Source organism: Micromonospora sp. DT43 (assembly GCF_049841645.1).
Classification (GTDB): domain Bacteria; phylum Actinomycetota; class Actinomycetes; order Mycobacteriales; family Micromonosporaceae; genus Micromonospora.
In genome coordinates this window covers 210643-233838 of the sequence record NZ_JBNCKR010000003.1, presented here as the reverse complement: position 1 = coordinate 233838, position 23196 = coordinate 210643, and the positions used below count along the sequence as shown (strand labels likewise).

General features: G+C 71.7%; 22 protein-coding genes. 5 read left to right on the top strand and 17 right to left on the bottom strand.

Features of this window, described 5'->3' with window-relative positions:
• Nucleotides 1-108: 108 nt before the first annotated feature.
• On the top strand, nt 109-801 hold the full coding sequence (locus ACLQ26_RS08860) for a hypothetical protein (RefSeq protein WP_425743972.1): 693 nt from the start codon (nt 109-111) through the stop codon (nt 799-801).
• A gap of 53 nt (nt 802-854) precedes the next feature.
• Here the strand turns inward: ACLQ26_RS08860 and ACLQ26_RS08855 are convergent, their stop codons facing one another.
• The 6 genes from ACLQ26_RS08855 to ACLQ26_RS08830 all read right to left on the bottom strand — a co-directional run bounded on the left by ACLQ26_RS08855 (nt 855) and on the right by ACLQ26_RS08830 (nt 6492).
• Entirely contained in the window at nt 855-1985 is a 1131-nt protein-coding gene (locus ACLQ26_RS08855) for an epoxide hydrolase family protein (RefSeq protein WP_425743971.1), read from the bottom strand.
• 216 nt (nt 1986-2201) lie between these two features.
• Nucleotides 2202-2582 (bottom strand): YciI family protein, encoded by a 381-nt coding sequence (locus ACLQ26_RS08850; RefSeq protein WP_425743970.1) that lies wholly within the window; start codon nt 2580-2582, stop codon nt 2202-2204.
• 32 nt (nt 2583-2614) lie between these two features.
• On the bottom strand, nt 2615-3289 hold the full coding sequence (locus ACLQ26_RS08845) for a DUF998 domain-containing protein (protein ID WP_425743969.1): 675 nt from the start codon (nt 3287-3289) through the stop codon (nt 2615-2617).
• A 116-nt stretch (nt 3290-3405) separates the two neighbouring features.
• Nucleotides 3406-4680, bottom strand: coding sequence for an RNA polymerase sigma factor (locus ACLQ26_RS08840; RefSeq protein WP_425743968.1), 1275 nt, complete (start codon nt 4678-4680; stop codon nt 3406-3408).
• A gap of 83 nt (nt 4681-4763) precedes the next feature.
• Entirely contained in the window at nt 4764-5297 is a 534-nt protein-coding gene (locus ACLQ26_RS08835; RefSeq protein ID WP_425743967.1) for a WapI family immunity protein, read from the bottom strand.
• Between the two features lie 46 nt (nt 5298-5343).
• Nucleotides 5344-6492, bottom strand: coding sequence for a hypothetical protein (locus ACLQ26_RS08830; RefSeq protein ID WP_425743966.1), 1149 nt, complete (start codon nt 6490-6492; stop codon nt 5344-5346).
• A gap of 243 nt (nt 6493-6735) precedes the next feature.
• Here ACLQ26_RS08830 and ACLQ26_RS08825 point away from each other — a divergent pair, with 243 nt between their 5' ends.
• The gene (locus ACLQ26_RS08825) at nt 6736-8289 is read left to right on the top strand and encodes a gluconokinase (protein WP_425743965.1); all 1554 of its coding nucleotides are present in this window, start codon (nt 6736-6738) and stop codon (nt 8287-8289) included.
• Nucleotides 8290-8348: 59 nt separating this feature from the next.
• Here ACLQ26_RS08825 and ACLQ26_RS08820 read toward each other — a convergent pair whose 3' ends face one another.
• Entirely contained in the window at nt 8349-8633 is a 285-nt protein-coding gene (locus ACLQ26_RS08820; RefSeq protein WP_425743964.1) for a putative quinol monooxygenase, read from the bottom strand.
• Nucleotides 8634-8790: 157 nt separating this feature from the next.
• On the opposite strand from ACLQ26_RS08820, the gene ACLQ26_RS08815 reads away from it, so the two are divergent.
• Entirely contained in the window at nt 8791-10146 is a 1356-nt protein-coding gene (locus ACLQ26_RS08815; protein WP_425743963.1) for a serine hydrolase, read from the top strand.
• Between the two features lie 7 nt (nt 10147-10153).
• On the opposite strand, the gene ACLQ26_RS08810 is transcribed toward ACLQ26_RS08815, so the two are convergent.
• The 10 genes from ACLQ26_RS08810 to ACLQ26_RS08765 all read right to left on the bottom strand — a co-directional run bounded on the left by ACLQ26_RS08810 (nt 10154) and on the right by ACLQ26_RS08765 (nt 21856).
• A complete protein-coding gene (locus tag ACLQ26_RS08810) occupies nt 10154-10948 on the bottom strand; it encodes a hypothetical protein (protein WP_425743962.1) in 795 nt (264 codons plus the stop codon).
• An 89-nt stretch (nt 10949-11037) separates the two neighbouring features.
• The gene (locus ACLQ26_RS08805; RefSeq protein ID WP_425743961.1) at nt 11038-11796 is read right to left on the bottom strand and encodes a MerR family transcriptional regulator; all 759 of its coding nucleotides are present in this window, start codon (nt 11794-11796) and stop codon (nt 11038-11040) included.
• 50 nt (nt 11797-11846) lie between these two features.
• On the bottom strand, nt 11847-14198 hold the full coding sequence (locus ACLQ26_RS08800) for a putative bifunctional diguanylate cyclase/phosphodiesterase (RefSeq protein ID WP_425743960.1): 2352 nt from the start codon (nt 14196-14198) through the stop codon (nt 11847-11849).
• A 161-nt stretch (nt 14199-14359) separates the two neighbouring features.
• The gene (locus ACLQ26_RS08795) at nt 14360-16486 is read right to left on the bottom strand and encodes a trypsin-like serine protease (protein WP_425743959.1); all 2127 of its coding nucleotides are present in this window, start codon (nt 16484-16486) and stop codon (nt 14360-14362) included.
• Between the two features lie 482 nt (nt 16487-16968).
• The gene (locus ACLQ26_RS08790; protein WP_425743958.1) at nt 16969-17202 is read right to left on the bottom strand and encodes a zinc-ribbon domain-containing protein; all 234 of its coding nucleotides are present in this window, start codon (nt 17200-17202) and stop codon (nt 16969-16971) included.
• A gap of 94 nt (nt 17203-17296) precedes the next feature.
• Nucleotides 17297-17542, bottom strand: a complete 246-nt coding sequence (locus tag ACLQ26_RS08785) for a hypothetical protein (RefSeq protein ID WP_425743957.1) — start codon at nt 17540-17542, stop codon at nt 17297-17299.
• 56 nt (nt 17543-17598) lie between these two features.
• Nucleotides 17599-18468: an SRPBCC family protein gene (locus tag ACLQ26_RS08780; RefSeq protein WP_425743956.1), complete on the bottom strand. Its 870-nt coding sequence runs from the start codon at nt 18466-18468 to the stop codon at nt 17599-17601.
• Nucleotides 18461-19018 carry a helix-turn-helix domain-containing protein gene (locus ACLQ26_RS08775; RefSeq protein ID WP_354860773.1) on the bottom strand — a complete coding sequence of 186 codons (558 nt, stop codon included), beginning with the start codon at nt 19016-19018 and terminating at the stop codon, nt 18461-18463. Before ACLQ26_RS08775 ends, ACLQ26_RS08780 begins: the two co-directional genes overlap by 8 nt.
• A 100-nt stretch (nt 19019-19118) precedes the next feature.
• Complete coding sequence (locus ACLQ26_RS08770; RefSeq protein WP_425743955.1) at nt 19119-20462, bottom strand: class I SAM-dependent methyltransferase; 1344 nt, start codon at nt 20460-20462, stop codon at nt 19119-19121.
• Complete coding sequence (locus ACLQ26_RS08765) at nt 20459-21856, bottom strand: FAD-binding oxidoreductase (RefSeq protein ID WP_425743954.1); 1398 nt, start codon at nt 21854-21856, stop codon at nt 20459-20461. Before ACLQ26_RS08765 ends, ACLQ26_RS08770 begins: the two co-directional genes overlap by 4 nt.
• Before the next feature lie 93 nt (nt 21857-21949).
• Between ACLQ26_RS08765 and ACLQ26_RS08760 the strand changes: the two genes are divergently transcribed.
• Together ACLQ26_RS08760 and ACLQ26_RS08755 are read left to right on the top strand one after the other, a co-directional pair.
• Nucleotides 21950-22420 carry an aminoacyl-tRNA deacylase gene (locus ACLQ26_RS08760; RefSeq protein ID WP_425743953.1) on the top strand — a complete coding sequence of 157 codons (471 nt, stop codon included), beginning with the start codon at nt 21950-21952 and terminating at the stop codon, nt 22418-22420.
• A 64-nt stretch (nt 22421-22484) separates the two neighbouring features.
• Nucleotides 22485-23195 (top strand): RICIN domain-containing protein, encoded by a 711-nt coding sequence (locus ACLQ26_RS08755; RefSeq protein WP_425743952.1) that lies wholly within the window; start codon nt 22485-22487, stop codon nt 23193-23195.
• The last annotated feature ends 1 nt before the right edge of the window (nt 23196 follow it).

Below are 23196 nucleotides of genomic sequence, written 5' to 3'. Positions count from 1 at the left end.
AAGGAGAGATTTGACGGTCGCCGTAGTCATCCCGCTTGAAGAAAGGTCAGCGGGGGTGGGGCTAGCCTGTGCATGACCCCCAAAGCCCCTTAGCCGAGGACCTTCCCGATGCTCGATGACATGCGTGCGTTGCGCGACGCGGTGCACGCGTACCGCGTCGCGGCGACGGCCGCCGGCCTCGACTGGCCCGAGCAAGCCGAGTCGCCGGCTGGGCAGCCGCCGGACGTGGTCCACCGCATCTTCGGGGTGGACCACGTCGCGGAGCAGCTGACCTGGTTGCAGGCGCAGCGTTGGCCCGACCGGCACTTGCTGCCCAACGTCGGCTGGCGGATGCCCTGGCCGGAAGGCGGCGACGCGCTGGACTATCTGGGGCTGTCGATCGGCACGCCGTTCCCGTGGCGGCAGCAACTGCCCCTGTTCCACTTCGATTTCGTCCTCTACACGTTCGTCCTCGCGGGCGAGCACGAGGGTGAGATCTGGCGCTACGAGATCTCCCCCGACGCGTGGGACGTGGTCCGCGCCGCCACCAGCCTGGCCACGCTGTTCGACCAGTGGACCAGGGGAATCGCCGCCGGCGTGGTCGTCTACGACGAGCACAGCAAGTGGCTCCTGGTTGAGGATCTGGCCAGGGCCACCGAGCTCGACCCGCTGGCCTTTCCGGTGGCTCCAATCGAGGAGACGCTACTACGGGCGCGGCAGCGCGAATGCGGGGTCGACATGGCTGCCGTCGAGGACGGCTTCGAGCACAGCGAGGAATTGTTCGACGCCATCGTCGCCGCCAAGGCGTCGCTCGACGCGTAGCGCAGCCCTGGCGGCTGCTCCGGTGACAACCGGGGCAGCCGCCAGTACGGCAACTACGGCCGCAGCGAGGTGAAGAACTCCCTCAGCTCGGCGGCGAGCAGGTCCGGCTGCTCCAGGGGCATGAAGTGCCCGCCGCGACCCGGTTCGCTCCAGTGCCGGATGTCGGTGCAGGCCCGCTCGGCGATCTCCCGGGGGAAGTTGGCCTGCGAGGGTTCGTGGCTCACCGTGAACGCGGCCGGCACGGTGATCGGGGGACGTGGCGTGTTGTGGTCGAAGTCGACGTACTGCCGGAACGACGAGCCGATCGTGCCGGTCACCCAGTAGAGCGTGATGATGGTGAGCAGGGTGTCGGTGTCGAAGCTGTTGGCCAGGTCGCCGTGGTTGTCGCTCCAGTCGCGGTACTTGTCGACAAGCCAGGCGGCCAGACCCGCCGGTGAGTCGACGAGCGCCGCCGCGAGGGTGTCCGGGCGGGTGCCCATGATGGCGCTGTAGCCGCCGTCGGTCTCGTCGTACGCGGCCTCGGCGTCCAGGTACGCCTGCTCGGCCGCCGACAGCGGTTGGGCGTCGAAGCTGGCCGGGAACGGTGGGTGGATCATGTGGATGCCGGCGACCTGCTCCGGGTGGAGAGCGCCGAGCCAGCCGGTGACCACCCCGCCGACGTCACCGCCGAACGCGCCGTAGCGCTGGTAGCCGAGCACGTCGGTCATCAGCTCGTGCAACGTTCGGGCCAGCACCGCCCGGGTCAGCGGCCCGTCGGGCAGCTCCGACCAGCCGAAGCCGGGCAGCGAGGGCACCACCACGTCGAACGCGCCGCCGGTGGGGCTGGTGAGCCGGTCGACCAGAGGCAGCATCTCGACGAAGCTGCTGGGCCAGCCGTGGGTGAGGAGCAACGGCGGCGGCGCGGGCACGCCGGCCGGACGGGCCGCGCGGACGTGCACGAAGTGCAGCTTCCGGCCGCCGACGAGCGCCAGGTGCTGGGGGTACGCGTTGAGCGCAGCCTCGCGGGCACGCCAGTCGAACCCGTCGTGCCAGTAGGACACCAGGTCCCGCAGGTAGTCGGGATCGGTGCCGCCCTGCCACGGTCGGTCGCCGCTGCGGTGGGTGAAGCGGGTACGGGCCAGCCGGGCCCGCAGATCGTCGAGGACCGCATCGGGTACGTCGATGCGGAACGGGGAGACAGACATGGATCCTCCGGTACGGAGGGCGCTCCCCGACGCGGAACGTCAGCTGAGGGGGACTGCGGAGAGGGGCGCCCAGGAATGACGACGGGTGGTCACCGGGCTCACCTCCTCTCGTGGCTGACGACGATCACCGTACCCGGGGCGGGGCGTGAACGTCAGGACGGCCCACCCCGGTTCGCGCCGCCGCCCGGGGCGACCCGGACGGCGGCGCGGCGGGGGTCAGGCCTGTTGACCGGGCTCGGGGCTCTCGTAGACGCGGCGGATGTCCACCTCCACCTCACCGAACGTCTCGGTGAAGACGTCCACGAACCGTCGTCCCCACTCCACCGCCTCCTCGTGGGAGCGCACGTCCACGAGCGCGAACCCGGCGATCAGTTCCTTGGTCTCGGTGAACGGCCCGTCGGTGACCGTGGTCTTGCCGCCGCTGACGGTGATCCGGGTGGCGTCGGTGACGGTCGGGCAGAGCCCTTCGGCGGCGACCAGGATCCCGGCCTGCGCCACCTCCTTCATGAAACCTTCCATCCGGGCCACGAACTCCGGGGGCGGGTTGAACACTCCGGCCAGGTTCTCGTCGAGCTTGTGCATCATCATGTAGCGCATGGGTCGGTCCTCTCCAGATTGATGGGTGACGGTCAGCGGTTGATCAGTCGAGCGCAGAGCGCGGTGAGCCAGCCGAAGGTGGGGACGCAGGCGAGGGCCATCCGCACGCTGAGAGTGTCCTGGTCCGGCCAGGCCAGGACGACGACGACGGCCAGCGCGCAGCCGAGCGAGACCGCCGCCCAACCGCGCTGCCCGGCCCGCCACCAGGTGCGGGCGAAGACCAGGCAGGCGATGGGCAACGAGCCGAAGGCCAGCCCCGCGCCGACGCCGTGACCGATGGCGTGCCAGCTCACCGAATCGGGCGTGCCCTCGGGTGCGCCCGCCGGCCAGCCCATGCTCGGGTCGGAGACCAGCACCCCGCCGATCATCAGGCCGAGGCCGTGCACGGCGATCAGCGCGGGCCCCCACGTCCCGCCCGGCTCGCCGCTGAGCGTCCGGCGCAGCCCGACCGCGCCGGCCAGGGCGAGCAACCCGGTCAGCACGAAGTTGGCGATCTGGATCCAGCCCAGGTCGCCGAGAGCGAGCAGGCTGAGCGGCTGCCGGCTCAGGTCGAACCCGTCGCGGGTGAGCACCTGGGCGGCCGCCACCACCCCGAACAGCGGCCCGGCGAGCATTCCGCCGGCCAGCAGCGCCCTCGTCGTCGTACGCCGGGAGTCGACGCCGGCCACCGCGGGCCGTGCGCTCGTCTCGTTCGCCGTCGTCGTCATGTCCTTCTCCTCGTCTCCGCCCGGCCGGTCGCCGGTCCCGCGCGCCGGTGCGAGCCGGCTTTCACTGACGCGTCGAGCGGCGGGCACGGGATACGACATGACTGGCGAAGAATTTCTCAGCGGGCCGGCGCGACGCCACGGGCACAGTCGGCGGCACGGGCGAACAGCAGCGCGCGCTCACGTTCGTTGCCGGTGAGGTGGGCTGCCCGGTCGAACTCGACGCGCGCCTCGTCGTAGCGGCCCAGCTTCGCCAGCAGGTCCCCGAGCACGCTGGGCAGCAGGTGGTAGCCGGCCAGCGCCGACTCGTCGGCGAGCGCCCGGGCCAGGTCCAGGCCGGCGGCCGGGCCGTCGGCGAAGGAGACCGCGACGGCCCGGTTCAGCTCCACTACCGGCGACGGTACGACCCGGGCCAGCTCCGCGTAGCCGGCCGCGATCCGCGCCCAGTCCGTCTCCTGCGGCGTACGCGCCCGCGCGTGGCAGGCGGCGATCTCCGCCTGCAGGGTGTACGCACCGGCGGGGATGTCGGCTGCTCGGGCCTGGTCGAGGGCGGCCAGACCCCGGCGGATCAGCAGTTGGTCCCACCGTCCGCGGTCCTGTTCCAGGAGCAGGATCGGCTCTCCCTCGGCGTCGACCCTCGCCGCCGTGCGGGACGCCTGGATTTCCAGCAGAGCGGCGAGCCCGTGCACCTCCGGTTCCGCGGGCATCAGCCCCTGCAGGACGCGGGCCAGGCGCAGCGCCTCCGCGCAGAGTGCGGGGCGCATCCAGTCGTCGCCTGCGGTCGCCGAGTAACCCTCGTTGAAGATCAGGTAGATCACCTCCAGTACGGAGCCGAGCCGTTCGCCGCGCTCCTCGACACCTGGCACCTCGAACGGCACCTTCGCATCGGCGAGGGTCTTCTTGGCGCGGGTGATCCGCTGCGCGACAGTGGTCTCCGGCACCAGGAACGCACGGGCGATCTCGTCGGTCTTCAACCCGCCGAGCATCCGCAGGGTCAGTGCCGCCCGCGCCTGCGGCGACAACACCGGATGGCAGGCGGTGAAGACCAGCCGCAGGAGGTCGTCGTCGATCCGTTCCTCGAAGGCGGCGTCGAAGTCGGGGAGGAACTGCTCGTCGCCGAGATCTCGCCCAAGGTCGGCGACCCGTCGTTCCAGCAGAGCCCGGCGGCGCAGCCCGTCGATCGCCCGTCGCTTGCCGACGGTGGTGAGCCAGGCGCCCGGGTTGGCCGGTACCCCCTCGCGCGGCCACTGTTCCAGTGCGGCGACCAACGCGTCCTGGGCCAACTCCTCGGCCCAGCCCACGTCCCGCACCACGCCGGCCAGGGCGGCGATCACCCGCCCGGCCTCGATCCGCCACACCGCCTCGACGGTGCGGTGCACCTGCTCGTCTCCCATGACCGCCCATCACAGCAGGCCCGTCCGGTAGGGACAAGGAACACCGCGGCAGCGTCAGCCGGCGCGCCTGCGGTGCGGCAGCGTCAGCCGGCGCGCCTGCGGTGCGGCAGTGGCCCGTCGACCGGAAAGCGCGACCGGGTCCGCGGCGGGTACGCCTCGCAGTGCCCGGCCCACTGGTCGGCGGCGACGGTGAGGGCGTCCGCGGAGACGGTGAGGAGCAGCGGGTAGACGGCTGTCGCCGGCCGGCGCATCCACGGGGGCAGCGACTCTGCGGAGAACTCGACGGTCAGCTCCAGCCGGCGGCGACGGATCGCCCGGGTACGCAGGGCCAGATTGGGTTCGGTGAAGCGGACCATCGCCGGCGGCGGGGTCGGCCCGGCGGCAGCGATCGCCTGACCGTGCAGCCAACTGCCCAGCGCGCGGGCCTCCTCGACAAGCAGGCTCGGGTAGTGGTGCGACCAGGTCTGCCCGTCGGCGGTGCGGGCGTCCACCTCGACGAGCAGCCAGTCCTGCCAGCCCGGCGCGGCCCGCTCGGGATCGTCGGGCGGGTCGATGCCGGGCTGGTAGCCGACCGGGCGGATCCGCACCCGGGCACCATCGTCGGACCGGATCTCCACCCGATCATTCTCACCGACCGAAGCGGACAATAACTCCCAAATCAGGTTACTGAGAGATGGTCCGCCGGACGCCCCGATGGTCGGCGCACGCGCCCGCCCGGCCACCGGTCAGGCTGACCGAGCCATCCCGGCACTGCACCAGATAGCCCCGGCCCGCCCAGAACTGCGGCACGCAGTCGAACCAGTCGCAGATCTCGGCGGCCGGCCGGCGGATCCGGGTTCCGGCACAGAAGTCGTACCCCAGGGGGTTTTCCGGCGCGCCGCACCGTGGCCCGGACGTCGCGGTTGACGACGGGCGCGGCGCGGACGGGCGCTTCGGCGCGGTGGTGCGCGCGGGCGACGAGGCCGCCGGGCGCAGCAGCGCGGGAACGGCGCTCGGGGTGGACGCCGGCGTCGCCGCCGCCGCGACCTCCGCGCCGCCGGTCGGGTCCGACGGGTTCGAGTCGAACAGCGCCGCAGGCACCAGCAGCGCGATGCCCGCCGCCACCGCTATGGTCCGGCGGCCACCGGGGACGAGCGAGGACAGCCGGGCCTGCGCCGGCGTGGCCACCGCCGGCCGGAACGGCTTGAGCTGGTCGTGCTCCGCGATCAGCTCGTCGAGCTGGGCGAGCACCGCGGCGCGCTGCTCGATCGCGTCGGCGAAGGCAAGCGTCAGCTTGAACCGGAAGTCGGCCGCCGCGTCGGTGGGCAGCAACAATCCGGAGGTACGCCGTCGGTCCAGCACCTGGATCAGGGTCACCGGCGCCGCCGGGTCGTGGGCCAGGCCGGTCATCCGGCCGTACGCCCAGTCGCGCCGGCCGCGCCCGCCGAGCAGCACCAGCCGACGACTGGTGATGACCGCCATGCCGGCGTCGGTGACGCGTACGCCGTCCGGGCGGCGCGGACGCAGCGGCGCGGCCGGCGCGGCGACCGTCAGATCCGGTGCGGGAAGCACTGTCGTGTGTCGTACCTCGACCAGTTGCGCGGCGGGCAGCGCCCACAACACGACCTCGTCGTCGATCAGCTCAAGTGGGAGGCCCGCGCCGGCCGCAGCGGAACCGTGGAAGTCGGCGGCCAGGGCGCGCAGCCGCCGTAACTCGTCGTCGCGTCGCCGCCAGGCCGTCTCGGCGCCGCGGTACGTGCTGACCCGCCGCACGTTCTGCCGCTGCGCCCAGCGGTACCGCCATGTGGAGCCCGTCGATTCAGTCCTTGCCACGCCGACTCCTTCGCCGCGCAGGCCACCAATCCGGGGTGCACTCGGATTAACAGTCGTAACGGGCGGCCGGGACACGCCAGGACGGGCGAACTATCCGAACGGTGGAGCAACCCGGACGATAGGGCGATACTGCTGCGTCGATTCATCTTCCGTCGTGCCCTGCGCGGCGATCGCCGTCTCGGTAACGTCAGCCGCAGCCGGGTGGCGACGCCGCCGCCCCGCCCGTACGGAGGGGTGAGGGTCATGCCGCCAGACACCCTGCCCGGCGTGGTCATCGGGGTCGACATCGGCACCACGAGCACCAAGGCCATGGCGTACGACACCGACGGGCGGCTGCTCGCCAGCCACACCGCCGGCTACCCCCTCGACGACCCGCTACCCGGGTACGCCGAACAGGACCCGGAGCTGATCCTCGCCGCCGTCGTCGAGTCGATCCGGGCCGTGGTGACCGAGCTGACCGTTCCGGTCTCCGGTCTGGCCTTCTGCTCGGCCATGCACAGCCTCATCGGGCTCGACGCGGCAGGCGACCCGCTCACGCCGTCGGTGACCTGGGCCGACTCCCGGTCCACCCGCCAGGCCGAGCGGCTGCGGGCGGTGCCGTCCGGACTGGCCCTGCACCGACGCACCGGGACGCCCATGCACCCGATGTCGCCGCTGCCCAAGCTGCTCTGGTTCGCCGAGCAGGAGCCGAAGCTCTTCGAACGCGTCACGCACTGGGTCGGCATCAAGGACTGGGTGCTGCTGCGACTCTGCGCGGCGCTGGTCACCGACCACTCGATCGCCTCGGCCACCGGCCTGCTGGACATCCACACCCTGCAGTGGGACACCGAGGCGCTCAGCATCGCCGGCATCACCGAGGAGCAGTTGCCCCAACTGGTCGCCACCACGGCCGTCCTGCCCGGCCTCACGCCGCGGACCGCCACCGCCCTCGGCCTGCCGCAGCGCACCCCGGTGGTGGTCGGCGCAGGCGACGGGCCGCTTGCCAACCTGGGCCTCGGCGCGGTCCACCCGGGCATGGTGGCCTGCTCGATAGGCACCAGCGGCGCCATGCGCGTCATGGTCGAACGCCCCAGCGTGGACCCGCTGGGCGGGGTGTTCTGCTACGCGCTGACCGAGGACCGCTGGGCGGTCGGTGGCGCGATCAACAACGGTGGCATCGTCCTCAAGTGGGCGGGTAAGGCGCTCGCGCCCGACCTGGGCGAGCACCCCGAGGAGGAGCTGGTCGCCCTCGCGGCGCAGGCGCCTGTCGGCTCGGGCGGGCTCATCATGCTGCCGTACCTGCACAGCGAACGCGCTCCACACTGGAGTGCGCTCCCCCGCGGCGCGTACGTCGGGCTGACCCACGGGCACCGCCGCGAACACCTCGTCCGGGCCGCCATGGAGGGGGTCTGCCAACAGCTGGCGCTTGTGCTCACCTCGGTGCGCGCCGCCGGCAACGAGGTCCGCGAGATCCGCGCCGGCGGCGGTTTCGCCCGCAGTGGCCTGTGGCGGCAGATGCTCGCCGACGTGCTCGGCATGCCTGTGAGCTTCCCAGCCGGCCGCGAGGGGTCGAGCTTCGGCGCCGCACTGCTCGGCATGCAGGCGCTGGGCCTGATCCCCAGCATCGACGTGGCCGCCGACCTGGTCCGCATCGAGGAGGTCATCCGCCCCGACCCGGCCGCCGCAGCCACGTACGCGGCGCTGCTGCCGCTCTTCGCCGAGCTGTACGACGCGCTGGTGCCCACCTTCACGTCGATGCGCAGGCTGGCACCCGGCCTACCCGCCGAGCCGACCACCCCCGCAGGACCACAGATGTAGGCCGTTGCCTCCCCCGCGCGGGCCGGGGCGGGTCAGGGGCCCCACGCGGGCCGGGCGGGTCAGGCCGTCTCGACGCCGGAGATCAGATAGCGGTGCACGTCGGCGTCGAGGATGGCCACCGTCTGGGCGTCGCTCGGCCCGGCGCCACGGAACGCCGCCAACTGCTCCGGGGACTCCCACCGTTCGAAGATGTGGATGCGGTCCGGGTGGAGCGGGTCCGCCGCGAGCAGGAAGTCGAGGCAGCCGGCCGCCGCGCGGGCCTGTTCGATGGTCTCTCGGCAGCCGGACAGGTAGTCGTCGCGGGCGCCCGGTTCGACGCGCAGACTGCCGGCAATGATCAACATGAGTGCCTCCCCCGGGGGCGGTATCGCTGTTACGCGAGATACCACAGGGTCATAGTTATACCTCTGAGGTATGGCGCTCGCGGGGACGTCCGGTCCCGGACGGGTGACGTCGTTCTCGCCAGCCCCAGCGGCCTCGCGGGCTTCATATCGTGCGAACGTGAGAAAAAGCGACAAGAAGCGCTCATCTTCCCTGTTCGCGCCGCTCCCCCACGTACCCCTCAGATGGCTGGCGGCGGCTGTCGCGCTCGTCGTGGTCGCGACGACGGGTCCGGCCACCGCCGACGGCCCCGGACCGGCGGCCGGAACGGGCCAGCAGACCACGGACGGGCCGGCGGACGAGGGTGGGCGCAGCGACGAGCCGGGCGTGGAGCCCGCGCCGGAGCGGGCGCCGACAAGTGAGGTGTCCTGGCTGTCGTTTCCCGGCGGGGTGTTCGCGGTGGACTCGCTCGGGCACACGGTCCGGTACCGGGCCTGCGACGGCGACACCGGCCGGGTCGCCGATCCGGACATGCGCGTCGCCGCCGGGGTGGCCAGCGGCGAGGTCACCGTCGAGGGCAGGAGCTTCCGCTACCGGGTGCCGCTGATCGGGCGCGGCGCGGGGACGCTCGTGGTGTCCGGGCCGCACGCCCAGCCGGTGGAGCTGCCCGGCGTGGTGGTCACCAGCCCGCAGCCGCCCACCGATCCGGTCGAGGGCGCGCGGCTGTTCCCGCTCAGCGGGCAGCTCGCCCGGGTGGTCGCCGACGCCAGCCTCAACCCGTCCGGGGCCACCGTCCGCGACCTGTCCGGCCGGTACGGCGACCAGCAGATCTCGGTCAACGGCGCGCTGCGTCCCAAGGCCGCCAGCGTCATCAAGCTGTGGATCCTGGTGGAGCTGCTGCGCCGGGTGGACTGTGGACAGGTCTCGCTCGACGACGGCGTGCTTGTCACTCCTGCCGACGTGGTCGGCGGCACGGGTCAGCTCCAGTTCGAGACGTTCCCGCAGGTGGTCACGCTGTACCGGCTCGCCCGGTACCTGATCAAGTACAGCGACAACGTCGCGGCCAACGTGCTGATCACCTACCTGGGCGGGTTCGCCCCGGTCAACGCGCTTGTCGACTCGATGAACCAGCGGTCCACCATCCTGGCCCGCCGGATGCTGGACAGCGCGGCGGCGCAGCGCGGCGAGGAGAACTACACAAGCCCGGACGACGTGGTGTCGCTGCTCGGCGCGGTCTGGGACGGCGAGATTCTCACCCCGGCCTCCCGCGACCTGATGATCGGGTTCATGCGGGAGCAGACCCTCAACACCAAGATCCCGGCGGCGCTGCCACCCGGCGTCCCGGTGGCCCACAAGACCGGTGACCTGCCGGACGCCTCACACGACGTCGGCTACTACCTGATCCCCGGCACCGAGACCGCCGTCGCCTTCCTCACCGCCGGCCCGATGGCGACAGGCGACGAGACCGTCCGTCGGATGGCCCGGACCGTCTACGACTTCCTGGTCACCCCGAGCGGCGGAGCGGTCGAGGAGTGAACAGGCGTCAGGCGCCGGGGATGTTCGCCGGCGGGTCCTCCCCGACCACGTCGGCCGCCGGCGGGTCGGCCGTCACCGACAGCCCGAAATCCGAGTACGCCAGGTCGAGCTGGGCCGTCTTCGCCTGCTCGGCGGCCAGCTCGATCCGGTAGCGGACCAGCCGACCCTGCTCGTCAACGCTCGCGGTGAACGGCACCTTCGCGGCCCGGTCACCGAGCACCCCGCCGATTCCGCCGCCCAACACGGCGGCGCTGTCGCGCAGGTCCAGCGTGCCCGCGTACTCCCGGTTGCCGGTCTGGCGAACGGCGGCCGGCGCGGTAAGCGTGCTGGCCAGCCGGGTGTTGTCCAGGCCCTTGTTGTTGACAGGCCGGCCCGGCGCACCGACGTGCCACCACGTCTTGCCGTCCCAGACCGGGACCCGGCGGTCCGGGGCGCTGATCCGCACGTAGACGTCCGGGCCGGTGGTCAGACGCTCGATCTTCACCTCGCCGTTGGGCACCTTGAGCGAGGTGGTCTCCGTGCCACGCCGCGCCTTCGGGTCCCACACCAGGACCGTGGTGTCCCCCTCGGCGGTCGCGCCGCTGCCCACCGTCAGCCGGTACGGCTGCTCGTCCACCTTCGCGGCGGCGGCGACCAGCACGGCGGCCGGATCGGTCGGCCCCGCGCCGGTGGGGGAGGTCGACGTGGCGGCCGACGGGCGGTCCGCGTCCGGCTCGTCACCGGCGGCGACCAGGGCCCACACGCCACCCGCGACCGCCACGACGAGAACAGCGCCGGCGGCGACCAGCTTGGGCTTCTGCACGGTCATCTCCCTGATCGGGCGCCCGCCGGCCGGTCGCCGATCACGCGCACCGCGGTGCGGTCCGGCCAGACTAGCCGGACCGCACCGGGTCACGCGCGGCTGATCGCGTTGGCGTGGATCGCCTCGTTCAGGTACGCCGCCAGTCCGGGCGCGATGTTCTCGAAGTACGCGGTGAACCGCTCGTCGGCCAGGTACATGTCGGCCAACCCGGTGTGCATCTCGTACGGGCACTCGTAGAACCAGCGGCAGATGAGCTGCCGGTGCTCCTCGGCCAGGTCCATCGCCTCCGGGCTGTCCGCCGGCGCGCCCGAAGTCAGCATCGCGACGATCCGCCGGCTCCAGTCCTCGTTCTCGGCCTTGTTGCGCAGCCAGTCGTCCTTGGTGTAGCGGGACGCTCGCCGGTTCGACTCCCGGTACGCGTCGGTGTCGCCCCACCGCTGCTCGACCTCGGCCTGGTACTGCTCGGGGTCGACGTCACCGAAGACCTCGAACCGCTCCTCGGGGGTGAGTCGGATGTTCATCTTGCTCGCCTCCATCGCGAACTCGATCGCCTCGACCATCTCCTGCAACCGCTTCAGCCGTCCCGTCAGCAGCTCGTGCTGGCGGCGAAGGTGCGCGGCCGGGTCGGCCGCCGGGTCGTCGATGATCGCGGCGATCTCCTCAAGCGGGAAACCCAGCTCCCGGTAGTACAGGACGAGTTGCAGCCGTTGCAGGTCCGCGTCGTCGTAGCGGCGGTAACCCGCCGAGGTCCGCCCGCTGGGCGAGAGCAGACCGATCTCGTCGTAGTGGTGCAGGGTCCGCACCGTCACGCGAGCGACCTTCGCCACCTGACCCACCGTGTACGCCATGGTTCCCCTCCCTTCCGGAAACCAGGCTCCCGCCTGCCGTTACGTCAGGGTCAAGCCCGATTCTGACCCACCGTGGCGGGGCTGTCCGGACGCCCGTACAGATAGCCCTGACCGCGTGGGCAGCCGATCGCGGTGACCGCCTCGTGCTGGCGCTCGGTCTCCACGCCCTCGGCGATCACCGCCAGGTCGAACGCGCCGGCCAGCCGGGTCACCATCTCCACAGTCGCGTACGCCCGGTCGTCAGTGCCCAGCCGCGCCACGAACGACCTGTCGATCTTCAGTTCGGTGGCCGGGATGCGGTGCAGGTAGCTCAACGACGAGTAGCCCGTTCCGAAGTCGTCGATGGCGAGCTGGATGCCCAGCTCCCGCAGCTGGTGCAGCCGTTCCAGCACCGCGTCGGTCCCCTCGATCAGCGCCGACTCGGTCAGCTCCAGGGTCAACGCGCGCGGCGCAAGCCCGGCGCTGGCGGTGGCCGCCGTGACCGTGGCGATCAGGTCGGGCCGGCGCAGGTGCGCCGCGGCGATGTTCACCGCGACCGTCGCCTCCGGCGCCCGCGCCCGCCAGGTCGCCGCCGCCCGACACGCCTCGTGGATCACCCAACGGTCGATCGGGATGATCAGCCCGGTCTCCTCGGCAAGCGGCAGGAACTTCGCCGGCGGCAGCATCCCGAGCCGCGGGTGCCGCCAGCGCACCAGCGCCTCTGCGCTGCGGACCGCCCCGCTCGCCAGGTCGACGATCGGCTGGAACTCCAGATGCAGCTCCTCCTCGTCGACGGCCCGACGCAGATCGGCGATCAACTCCGCCCGGGACACGGCCGACTCGCGCAGACCCGGGGTGCACGTCCGGTACGCGGACTTGCCGGCCGCCTTCGCCGCGTACATGGCGATGTCGGCGTCGCGCAGGAGGTCGCTGTGCGAGGCGTGCTGCGGCCCGTACTCGGCGATGCCGATGCTCGCCGACGGGTGCACGCCCACGTCCTCCTCACCGTCGGAGGGTCGCAGGGCGTCCAGCAACCGCTCGGCCAGCCGCTCCGGGGACACCGGCCCGTCCCGCTCGACAAGCACCGCGAACTCGTCCCCGCCGAGCCGGGCGATGGTGCCGTCGCCGGCCACCGCCGTCCGCATCCGGGACGCCAACCCGCTCAGCAGGGTGTCGCCTGTGGCGTGCCCGAACCGGTCGTTCACCTGCTTGAACCCGTCGAGGTCGAGCAGCAGCACGGCCACCGGCCGACCGTCGCGCAGGGCCAGGCGCAGCAGCCTGTTGAACAGCAGCCGATTCGGGAGACCGGTGAGCTGGTCGCCGTACGCGAGCCGACGCAGTCGCGCCACCAGGCGCAGGTTCTCGTTGGCGGCCAGCCCCTGGCGTACGGCGAGGGCGGCCAGCAACGCCATCATCGTCACGAAGACCAGCTGCGGGGTCTGGCCGGTGGGCCGGCGGGCCAGCAGCACCGCGATGATCGCCCCACCGACCGGCAGGTACGGCAGCGCCACCCGCCACCACGGCGGCAGCGGCGACTCGGCGGTCTCGTCGGTGCCGTCGCAGTCCGGCGGCGGCGGGTTCCCGGTGGCCAGGCCGATCAGCAGGTAGCTCAGCGGCCAGCACAGGTCGATGGGGTGACCAGCGGCGTAGTCGGCGCGGGCCACCAGCGAGACGTAGACGACGTCGGCGACCACCCGAATGGTGAGGCTCACCGCGAGCACGCTCATCGGGCGCCACAGTGGCCGCGCCGGCCCGGCCACCGCCACCAGGATGGTGAGCTGCATCAGGTCGAACATCGGGTAGAGCAGCCCCAGCGTGCGCGCCGGGTCGGCCAGCTCCGCGGCGGCGACCCCCTGGAACACCAGCACCCAGCCGATCGGCACCAGCGCCAGCGCGACGATCACGCCGTCCAGCAGCGTCCGGGCCCGCCCCACTCCGGTACGGGGCCCGGACGGCGAGCTGAGCAGCGCGGCGGTGCCGGTGAGGATGCCGGCGGTGAAGACCACACCGACCAGCGGGGTGTGTGGCAGGTCGCCGCCGACCAGTCGCTGCGCCGTCCAGATCGCCCGGCCCAGCGCGGCGAGTGCCATGGTGACGGCGAGCAGTGTCCAGAACCTGCGCAGCGGGGCCGGATGTCGGCGGGCCACGACGGCGCAGGCCACGGTCGCCCAGCCGGCCACCAGAAGCGCGCCCACGTCGCTTACCAGGGCGGCCCCGGGCAGCGCCGCGACCAGCCAGAACGCCTCCACAGCGAGGACCACGCCGACGACGAACAGCCCGACGCGCGCCGCGCGGGACACCGGGAACAACGGCCGGTCGGCGAGATCAGGGTTGGTGGACGGCACCGACGTGGTCGGCACCACGACGGCCTGGGTCACGTCCTGCGGCGACACGGCGAACGCTCCGGCTCTCTCGTGGTGCACCCTCGACGCTGAGGGCCGGCCCCGGCAAACCCCGAAAGCCTAGTCAGCGCCCGGATGACCCGCCAGGGCCGGACGGGCACGCCCATCCGCCCACACGCGACAGTGCGGGCCGCCCGTCACCGGGCGGCCCGCACTGTCCCTGCGGTACGGCGATCAGCACATCACCAACGGCGGGTGCTGTCCGGCCACGAGTCGTACGGAACCGCCGAGAGGATCGGATCCCAGCCGGTGCTGTTGAGGGCCGCGAGATGAGGCTTGATGTCGCTGCCGTTGCCGTCGAACGGGCTGGCATCCAGGTAGGTGAGGACCTGACCGGAGGCCAGTCGCTTGTGGTAGAGGCCACCGCCGGGAGTGAACAGTGAGGTCGTGTCGCCCCAGCCGCTCGCGCCGATTTCGGCGGCGGTCCAGGTGCCAGTCGGGTCGATGAGATACGTCAGCAGCTTGCCCGTGCTTGTCGTACCGAGGATGCGACCGGGGCCGGGGGCGGCGAGGGAGGTCAGGGTGAAATTGCCGGTGATCGCTTTCGCGTTGATGATGTCGGCGTAGACGGGCTTCGGCTTGGTCACCGTGTATCGGCGCAGCGCAGCGCCGTTGGCGATGCCGTAGAGCGAGCCGTTGCCGTCGTACGCGAGCCGGTCGTGCGTCCACCCGCCGGAGAGCGACCCGACCTTGGTGAAGGTGAGCGGGTCGGTGCCGGTGATGTCCACCCGGTAGAGCTGCGCGTCGGTGCTCGTCACGAGGAGCGTGTCCGAGTTGAGGACAGCCATCGCCTTGGGGGTGAAGCCGAGAGTGCCTGCCGAAACGATTGTGCGTCGATTGCCGGTGACCGGATCAACTGTCGTGTAGGAGAGGTGCCCGTCCGGGCGGGTGCCGAAGACCGACACGACGCCAGCCCAGGGGCGCGCGGACATCCGCTGCTGGAGGGTCCACATGCCAGGGGTCGAATCGGTTCCGATGACCGTGATGTCGGTGCCCTTGCCGTCGAACGGGTTGGCATCTCGGTAGCGCGTGAGGCCTCGGCTGGGGTCGAAGTAGAGGTAGAGGCCGCCACCGGGCGACAAGAGTTGGCCCGATCCGCCCCAGCCGGTGGTGGAGAGGTCCGACCGGACCCAGGAGTTGACGCCGTTGATCTTGTAGGAGATCAGGGAGCCGGTGGAGGTGGTGCCCAGGATCCGCCCGGGGCCGGGCGAGGTGAGCGTCTCCAGGGCGAATCCGCTGCCGATGGTGGTGAAGGTCGTGAAGTCGTCCTTCGTCGGCTTGGCGCTGGTCAGCGTGTACCGGCGCAGGGTACCGCCGGAGAAGATGCCATAGAGCGAGCCGTATCCGTCATAGGCCAGCTCGTCGTGAGTCCAGCCGGTGGCGATCGACGTCATCGTGTAGGTGAGCGGGGACATGCTGGTGATGTCCACCCGGAAGAGCTGTCCCGCGGAGTCGTTCATGAGAATCGTGTCGGCGTTCAGCGTCGCCATCGCCTTCGGGGCGAAGGGCAGCGGTTCGTCGGCACGTCCGTCGTACCATGCGGTACCGGTAGCCGAGTCGATGCTGTGGTGGGTCAGCCGCCGGACGAACGTGGGCGGCTCCAGCGCAACGCCGAAGACCTGCACGTCAGCCAGCTGCGCGCGGACCCAGGAACCGAGGTTGTCGACCCGGACGGCGGTGGCCCCGTCGCGGGTCTCGGTCTCGGCCAGGCAGCCCTTCTGCCACGAGTTGCTCACGATGGCGACCAGCTCGACGGTGCCCGCGTTGTCGCGGAACGCCGGGCCGCCGGCGTCGCCCTTGCAGAGGGTGGCACCGGCGGAGGCGCCGAGCAGACCGACGGAGTCGGCGGCGACGTCCTGCACGGTGAAGGCGCCCTGGTGCAGCTGGTCCGGCACCCACTCGGTGGCGGTCCGGCCGTAGCCAGTCACGGTGAGCGACTCCGCAGTGGCTGGCGCGGTGGTTGCCAGCGCGACCGGCGGCACGTCGGTGACCGGCGCGGAGAGGCGGACCAGTGCGAGGTTGCGGTTCGGGTGGGGTGCGATCGAGGCCACGCCACGTTGCTGGCCGGCAGTGCCGGCGAGGTTGGTGCGGCCGACCAGAACCGTGCTCGGCAGGCTGGGCGCACCGGCGGCGACGGGTGTTCTGCCGTCGGCGAAGCAGCTCTTGGCCGTCAGCACCCAGTTCTGGTCGACGAGCGCGCCGGTGCAGGAACGCATGTCACCGAAGGTGACCTTGGCGCTGAAGCGGTAGGTGCCGTCAGGAACCGGCTGCGCCCCCGCGACGGCCTGGGCGGAGGCTCCGCCTAGCAAGCCGGCCGCAATCGTGGCGCCGAGCAGGGCGGCGCCCCACCGTTGTGAGCGGTGTCTTGACACGTTATCCCCCGTTGATTCGGACATCCGCCCGGCGGTTGCCGGTTCGAACGCCGTGAATGCTAACGGACCGCGTGACGGCACGTCGCCCCCATGGTCACAGCGAACATGACGCCCCGAAGTGGGAGCAGTGCACGCGATCGGGGCGCTCGTGTCCAGGCTGGACAACGGGTGGCGGCGAACGTGGGGTTGGCGATGCGGCCTGCCGGCCTGCCGGGGTGGAGGGCCGCTGGAGACCAGGTCAGCGGCCGGCGGAGCGGTTCCACGGCGAGCGCGGCAGCGTGGTACCGGCCGTCGGCCGACGCGCGCGCCGGTGCCGCCGCCTGCCCGGGGTGCAGGGCGGCCGACGGACGGTGTGCACCGCGGGGCCGGTGGACGGGGGTTGCCGGCCGATCAGCCAGCACAGGAAGCGGGCCATCGGCTCAGCCGACCGGGAGGCGCTGGGCGTCGGCCTTGGCGATCTCGTACTGCGCCCCGCAGAACGTGCACTGCTGCGCGTACCGGGTGCGGATCGGGATGAGCGGTATGAAGAACAGTGTGAACTTGGTCGACCGGCGGGTGATGACCTGCGCGGCGTGGTTGCCGCAGTGGCGGCAGACCTGCTGCACGACACCGGAGCGGTCGACCTTGGTACGCAGACCGAAGATGAAGAACATCGCCCGCCAGTACCCACCTGACCCCAAAAAGTCACCGGATCAGCGAGCGGATCGGAGAAACCCGAGATCCAGATCGGGCTGCCAGCCTGGCACCTCAGGTCGCCGACCCCGGCCAGGGTCGCCGCTCGTCCAACTCAGCAGCGAGCCCGCGCAGGAAATCGCGGAAGTCATGCTCGCTGTGCGGCGTCTCGATCTCGTCGGTCAGCAGACCGGTGTTTTCCAATGCCTGGGAGATCGCGTCGGCGTACACGCCCGGCCCGTCACCGAAGTACCGCCGCTCCACCATCGCCGTGGCCATCTGACCGGCGCTGGAGTCGTCCAACACCGAAAGCGGCTCCACCTTGGATCATCGACCCAAAGGACAGGCCATCCAAAGTGGAGCCGCTGCCGAACATCTCAGTTGGCGGGCTCGGGCTCCAGGCCGGGCACCTCGGCCGAGATCCAGATCGGCTGCCAGTTCGGCACCTCGTGGAAACGGCGCAGCTCGGCCAGGCCGCTCACCGAGCCGCTCCAGGCCGCGTATGGAGGGTTGGTCTCGTCGAAGCCGCTCTGCACGAAGGTGAGCGTGGTCCGGCCGTCGGACTCGGCCAGCTCCCAGTTCGTGACGCCGGTCGGGCCCCAGTCCACGGACATCTTCCGGCCCGGCTCCAGGTCGACGATCTTGGCCGCGTAGCCGTTCTCGAAGCCGCCCATCGCGTACCGGCCGCCGACCCACGGCTCGATCCCGATGGGGTAGCCGAACCAGGCACTGGCCTGCTCGGAGTCGGCCAGCGACTCCCACACCTTGTCGATGGGGGCTGCGATGACCAACTCGCCGCGCAGGTCGGAGGAGGTGAAGTCGGTGCGGGGCAGCAGCGGCCGACCCTCCAGGTGGGCGGCCAGGTTGGCGATGGACAGCGCCCAGTAGGTCTGCAGCACCCCACGGATGCTGGAGCCGGTCATCGCCTCGTTGAAGTCGAAGTGGCTCTGCGTCAGCGTGAGCACGGTGCTGTCGGTGCCCTCGGCGGTGAGCTGGAACTCGCTGGTGGTCTCCACCCCGTCGAGCAGCCAGCTGAAGCGCAGCGTGTCGTCGTCGGCGTGCAGCAGGCGCTGGTGCGGCGCGTCACCCTCGGGCGTGTAGCGACCCCAGAACTCGTACTGCTGGGGCAGCTCGACCTCGGCGTGCTCGGCTAGCCAGAGCCGCAGCTCGGCCGGATCGGTCAGTGCCTCGCGGACGCGCCCGACCGGCGCGGAGAGGCGGGCCTGGACCTTCAACGGTTCACTCATTGTCGTTCCCTTTCGGATAGCAGGCGACGGCGAGCTTGAAGGCGTCTCCTTCACTGCCGCCGTAACGGGCGAACAGGTCCTGAAGTGCGGTTTGCAGGTCGTGCAGGAACTGCGGGCGCTGCTCGGCGGGCACCCGGATCTCGCCGGAGACCCCGATCGAGGGCAGCTCGGGGGCGGCCCGATCCAGGGCCGCGACGTCGGCCTGGACCTCCTCCATCAGGTCGAGCAGGTAGCCCAGGCTCAGCTCGTCGCGGGCTCGGCGCAGCCCGATCCGGCCGACCAGGCGGGGTGACAGCCAGTAGGACCGGGCGGCGGCCTGGTAGATGCCTTCGGTGATGCCGCGGACCTTGCGCTCGTTGACCAGCTCGACGAGACCGGCCGCGACGAGCTGCTTGACGTGGTAGTAGACGCGCTGCGGCGTCTGATCGAGTCGGGCCGCGACCTCGGTGCAGGTGCGCGGTTCGGCGAGTTGCCGCAGCACCTCGACGCGCTGCGGCTTGAGCAGGACTTCGGCCTGCTCGATCTGCTCCAGGTACAGGACGTCTCTCATGGCAAAATCAGTTTGTACGTACAAAACTTGTTTGTCAATCGCTTCGCGAGAAGCCGCGCCGACTTTTTCGACGCGGCTTCAGGCAGCGTTCAGCAGATGGTCAGGGCAACCAGTCCGGTCGCAGCGGGTAGCCGTTCACACCGTCCGGGCCGTTGTGGGTGGCCAGCACCTGGTGCAGCTGGATGCCGTTGCGCTCGAACGCCATCCGCGACCCGGCCATGTAGAGCCCCCACACCCGGGCCGTGCCCGCGCCCACCTCCGAGACGCAGAAGTCCCAGTGCTCCACCAGATTGCGGCACCAGGCGGCAAGCGTCAGCGCGTAGTGCTGGCGCAGGTTCTCCTCGTGGTGGACCTCCAACCCGGCGTCGTGCACCTCGCTGATCAGCCGACCCGGGCCGGCCAACTCGCCGTCCGGGAAGACGTACCTGTCGATGAACGCACCCGAGCGGTGCGGCGCCCGGTTGTCAGCCCGCGTGATGGTGTGGTTCAGCAGCCGCCCACCCGTACGCAGCCGCGACCGCAGCGCCCCGAAGTAGGCCGGGTAGTTGCGCACCCCGATGTGCTCCGTCAGCCCGATCGAGGAGATGGCGTCGAACTGCTCCGCCGGCGCGTCCCGGTAGTCCAGGTGCCGCACCTCGGCCAGCTCGGTCAGCCCCTCCCGCTCGATCGCCGCCTGCGCCCACTGCGCCTGCGCCTTCGACAGGGTCACCCCGAGCGCCTTGACGCCGTACTCGCGGGCCGCGTGCCGGACCATGCCACCCCAGCCGCAGCCCACATCCAGCAGCCGCATGCCCTTCTTCAGCGCCAGCTTGGCGGCGACCAGGTCGTACTTCGCCGCCTGGGCCTGCTCCAGCGTGTCGTCCGGAGAGCGGTAAACCGCACAGGTGTACGTCATCGACGGGCCGAGGACCTTCTCGTAGAAGGCGTTCGAGACGTCGTAGTGGTGCGAGATCGCCGTGCTGTCGCGCACCCGTGAGTGCCGCAGCCCGTTCATCACCCGCTTCCAGCGCGGCTGGGCCTCCTGCGGAGGGGCCGGCGGCGGCATCAGCCGCTCCCAGCCCAGCCCTCGTACCAGCGCCAGCCCGTCGGCCACCGACGGTGGGCGCAGCCGCAACTCGTCCTTGAGCACCCGCAGCGCCTCGTACGGGTCACCCGGGTGCACCCCCTGCAACGCCAGGTCGCCGCTGACGTACGCCCGGGCCATGCCCAGGTCACCGGGGGCGGTGAGCAGGTACGACAAACCCCGCTCGGAACGGATCGACAGGGTGATGCCGGCGTCGGACGGGCCGACGGCGCTGCCGTCGTACCCGATGATCCGCACCGGCAGCGGCGCGGCGGTGACCGCGCGGACGACGTCCGCCACGGTCGGACCGGTGGGCCGGCCCCCCGCCGGCGGGGTGGCGGGGACGCTCGCCGCCCCCTGGTCTCGATCGGTCAGGCTCATGCTCGTGCTACCGCCTTTTCGTACAGTCCCGTCAGCCGGTGGTCCGGGTCGTAGCGGTCCTTCACCGCGCGCCAGGTCTCGCCGCCGTAGAGGCGATCGAAGGCGTCCCGGTCGTAGTACGCGTCCGAGTAGAGCGACTTGTGCCCGCCCGACTCCGACACCCTGCGTTCGATCGTGCGGTTGACGTCGCCGTCGGCGGCGCCGGGCGCGATCGGCACGCTCCCCCAGAAACCAATGTTGACGTAGTCCTGCCCCGCGTGGAGTGGATACAGCGGCCAGGACCGCGCCGAACCGGGACCCGCCGGCTCGCGCAACCGCAACGGGCAGAGCCACACCGGGGTCATCCCCACGTTGCCCGCGAACCAGCGCAGGAAGTCGGCCGTGCGGTCCAGCGGGATCTCCACGTCCTGCACGACCCGCTCGCGGGCGGGCTGGCCGCGCAGCCGGTCGATCCGGGCCGCCACCTGGTGCCGGTGCTCGAGGCGGACCAGTCGGTGGTAGACGTCGCTGCGCCGGTAACGCGCCGGCCAGAGCCTGCGCACGACCGGGTGCTGCGCGCCGAACGCCGACGAACACCAGAACCAGTCGGTGTCCCAGCGCCACAGATAGTCGTACGCGGTCAGCACGTCGCGGGTGCGCCGACGCAGCGACCGGTAGTAGATCTCCTGGCCGGTGTAGTCGCTGGGCGGGTCGGCGGCGTCGGTGAACGTGCCCAGGATCAGGTACGCCTCGCCGGGGCTGAACATCACGCCGTCCATCACGTCGACAGGCTCGCCGGCCCAGGACCGGCTGGCGGACACCTCGGCGATCGCGTCGGTGAGCGCCTCCAGTTGGGTGAACCGGATGTTGCGCAACGCCACGTACCGGCCGATCGGTTGCAGCTCGATGCGCAGCCGGGTGGCGTACCCGAGGCTGCCCAGCGAGTTGGGGAACGCGGTGAACAGGTCGGCGTGCTCCCCGTCCGGCCGGGCGGTGACGATCTCGCCGGAACCAGTGAGGATGTCCATCTCGTGTACCGACTCGTGGGGCAGGCCGTTGCGGAAGGAGGTCGACTCGATCCCCAGGCCGGTCACCGCCCCGCCCAGGGTGATGGTGCGCAGTTGCGGCACCACCAGGGGCATCAGCCCGTGCGGCAGCGTCGCGTCGACCAGGTCCTCGTACGTGCACATGCCCTGCACGTCGGCGGTGCGCGCGTTCGCGTCCACCGCGAGCACCCGGTTGAGGCCACTCACGTCGAGGCCCGGGGTCCGGGGAGCGGACCGGGGGCGGAACAGGTTGGAGGTGCGTTTGGCCAGCCGGACAGGCTCGCCCGTGGGCACCGCGGCGTACGACCGCCGCAGCGTGTCCACCGCGTCATCATGGTCAATGGGGTGATCCACACGCTCAGCGCGCATGTGATCACCTTACGCCCGGACCTCGGAAACGGTGGGATGTCAACGCCTGCCGTTTCCCATCCGGCACCGGGTTCGACGGTTACCGTGGCGGGCATGCCATCGCCCGCTATCACCGCCCTGGACGCCGCCGGACTGCCGTATCGGCTGGTCAGCCACGGTGCGGTGGGCAGCCTCGCGGAGGCCGCCGCGGCCCGCGGCGTGGCCGTCCCGGACGTGGTCAAGACGATAGTCGTCCGCCGGAGTGCCGACGATCACGTGTTCGTGCTCACCCCCGGCGACCGGGTCGTCTCCTGGCCCAAGCTGCGCGCCCTGCTCGGTGTGCAGCGCATCTCCATGCCGGACGCGGCGGGCGCCCTGGCCGCCACGGGTTACGAGCGCGGCACCATCACCCCGTTCGGCGCGAGCACCGCGTGGCCGGTCATCGCCGACGAGCGACTGCGTGGCCGGGAGATCACCCTCGGCGCGGGCGAGCGCGGTCTCGCCGTCGCGGTCGACGCCGACGCCGCGATCACCGCCCTCGGCGCGACGGTGGCCGACGTCACGGACCCCCAGCCGACCCGCTGATCCCACCGGCCGCCCGTTTCCGCCGGCTGGCCCCGGCCCGCCGTGGTGGGTGAGGATGGCCCGTATGTCAGTGCCCGAGGAACGCCCCGATCCCGCCGGCACCGTCTACGGCGGTCGGCGGCGAGCCCGTTCCGGGCCGTTGGCCGATCCGCTGCTGCGGGTGGCTCTGGCGGTCGGGCTGGTGGGCGTACTCCTCGGGGTGGTCTTCGCCACCGGCCTGCTCGACGGCGACGACGAGCCGGTGGTGCCCGCGACGGTCGCCGCGCCGCCCAGCGCGGCCGAGCCGACCGCCCCGCCGGCCGAGCCGAGTCCGACCCCCTCGGTCGAACCGTCGCCGACCCCGTCGGCCACCCCGGCCGTCCCGACCGCCGGGCCTCGCGTGCTGCGGTCGCCCTCCGGGCTCTGCCTCGGGCTCGACGGTGACGGCGAGGCGGCGCAGGCCGAGCTGGCCGCCTGCACCGGCGGCCCGGAGCAGCAGTGGGTCGTCAACCCGGCCGGCGCGGACGCGGTGACGTTGACGAACGCCGCCCACGGGCAGTGCCTCGACGTCGAGGGCGGCAGTGGTGACGACGGGGCGACGGTGCTCCAGTTCCCCTGTCACGGTGGGGCCAACCAGCAGTGGCGGCTGACTCCGACAGGCACCGGCCCGGTGCTCGTCGTCGCGGTGCACAGCGGCAAGTGCGCGCAGGCCGACGACGACGGCGCCGAGGCCGGGGACGAGATCCGGCAGCGACCCTGCGACGGCCGGCCCGCCCAGCAGTGGACGCTTGGCTGAC

Coding starts and splice junctions, on each gene's coding strand:
- ACLQ26_RS08840 (WP_425743968.1), bottom strand. CDS start 4,680: ATGGGAGACGAGCAGGTGCACCGCACCGTCGAGGCGGTGTGGCGGATC.
- ACLQ26_RS08760 (WP_425743953.1), top strand. CDS start 21,950: ATGCCATCGCCCGCTATCACCGCCCTGGACGCCGCCGGACTGCCGTAT.
- ACLQ26_RS08775 (WP_354860773.1), bottom strand. CDS start 19,018: ATGAGAGACGTCCTGTACCTGGAGCAGATCGAGCAGGCCGAAGTCCTG.
- ACLQ26_RS08845 (WP_425743969.1), bottom strand. CDS start 3,289: ATGACGACGACGGCGAACGAGACGAGCGCACGGCCCGCGGTGGCCGGC.
- ACLQ26_RS08850 (WP_425743970.1), bottom strand. CDS start 2,582: ATGCGCTACATGATGATGCACAAGCTCGACGAGAACCTGGCCGGAGTG.
- ACLQ26_RS08765 (WP_425743954.1), bottom strand. CDS start 21,856: ATGCGCGCTGAGCGTGTGGATCACCCCATTGACCATGATGACGCGGTG.
- ACLQ26_RS08755 (WP_425743952.1), top strand. CDS start 22,485: ATGTCAGTGCCCGAGGAACGCCCCGATCCCGCCGGCACCGTCTACGGC.
- ACLQ26_RS08780 (WP_425743956.1), bottom strand. CDS start 18,468: ATGAGTGAACCGTTGAAGGTCCAGGCCCGCCTCTCCGCGCCGGTCGGG.
- ACLQ26_RS08770 (WP_425743955.1), bottom strand. CDS start 20,462: ATGAGCCTGACCGATCGAGACCAGGGGGCGGCGAGCGTCCCCGCCACC.
- ACLQ26_RS08825 (WP_425743965.1), top strand. CDS start 6,736: ATGCCGCCAGACACCCTGCCCGGCGTGGTCATCGGGGTCGACATCGGC.
- ACLQ26_RS08790 (WP_425743958.1), bottom strand. CDS start 17,202: ATGTTCTTCATCTTCGGTCTGCGTACCAAGGTCGACCGCTCCGGTGTC.
- ACLQ26_RS08805 (WP_425743961.1), bottom strand. CDS start 11,796: ATGGCGTACACGGTGGGTCAGGTGGCGAAGGTCGCTCGCGTGACGGTG.
- ACLQ26_RS08860 (WP_425743972.1), top strand. CDS start 109: ATGCTCGATGACATGCGTGCGTTGCGCGACGCGGTGCACGCGTACCGC.
- ACLQ26_RS08855 (WP_425743971.1), bottom strand. CDS start 1,985: ATGTCTGTCTCCCCGTTCCGCATCGACGTACCCGATGCGGTCCTCGAC.
- ACLQ26_RS08820 (WP_425743964.1), bottom strand. CDS start 8,633: ATGTTGATCATTGCCGGCAGTCTGCGCGTCGAACCGGGCGCCCGCGAC.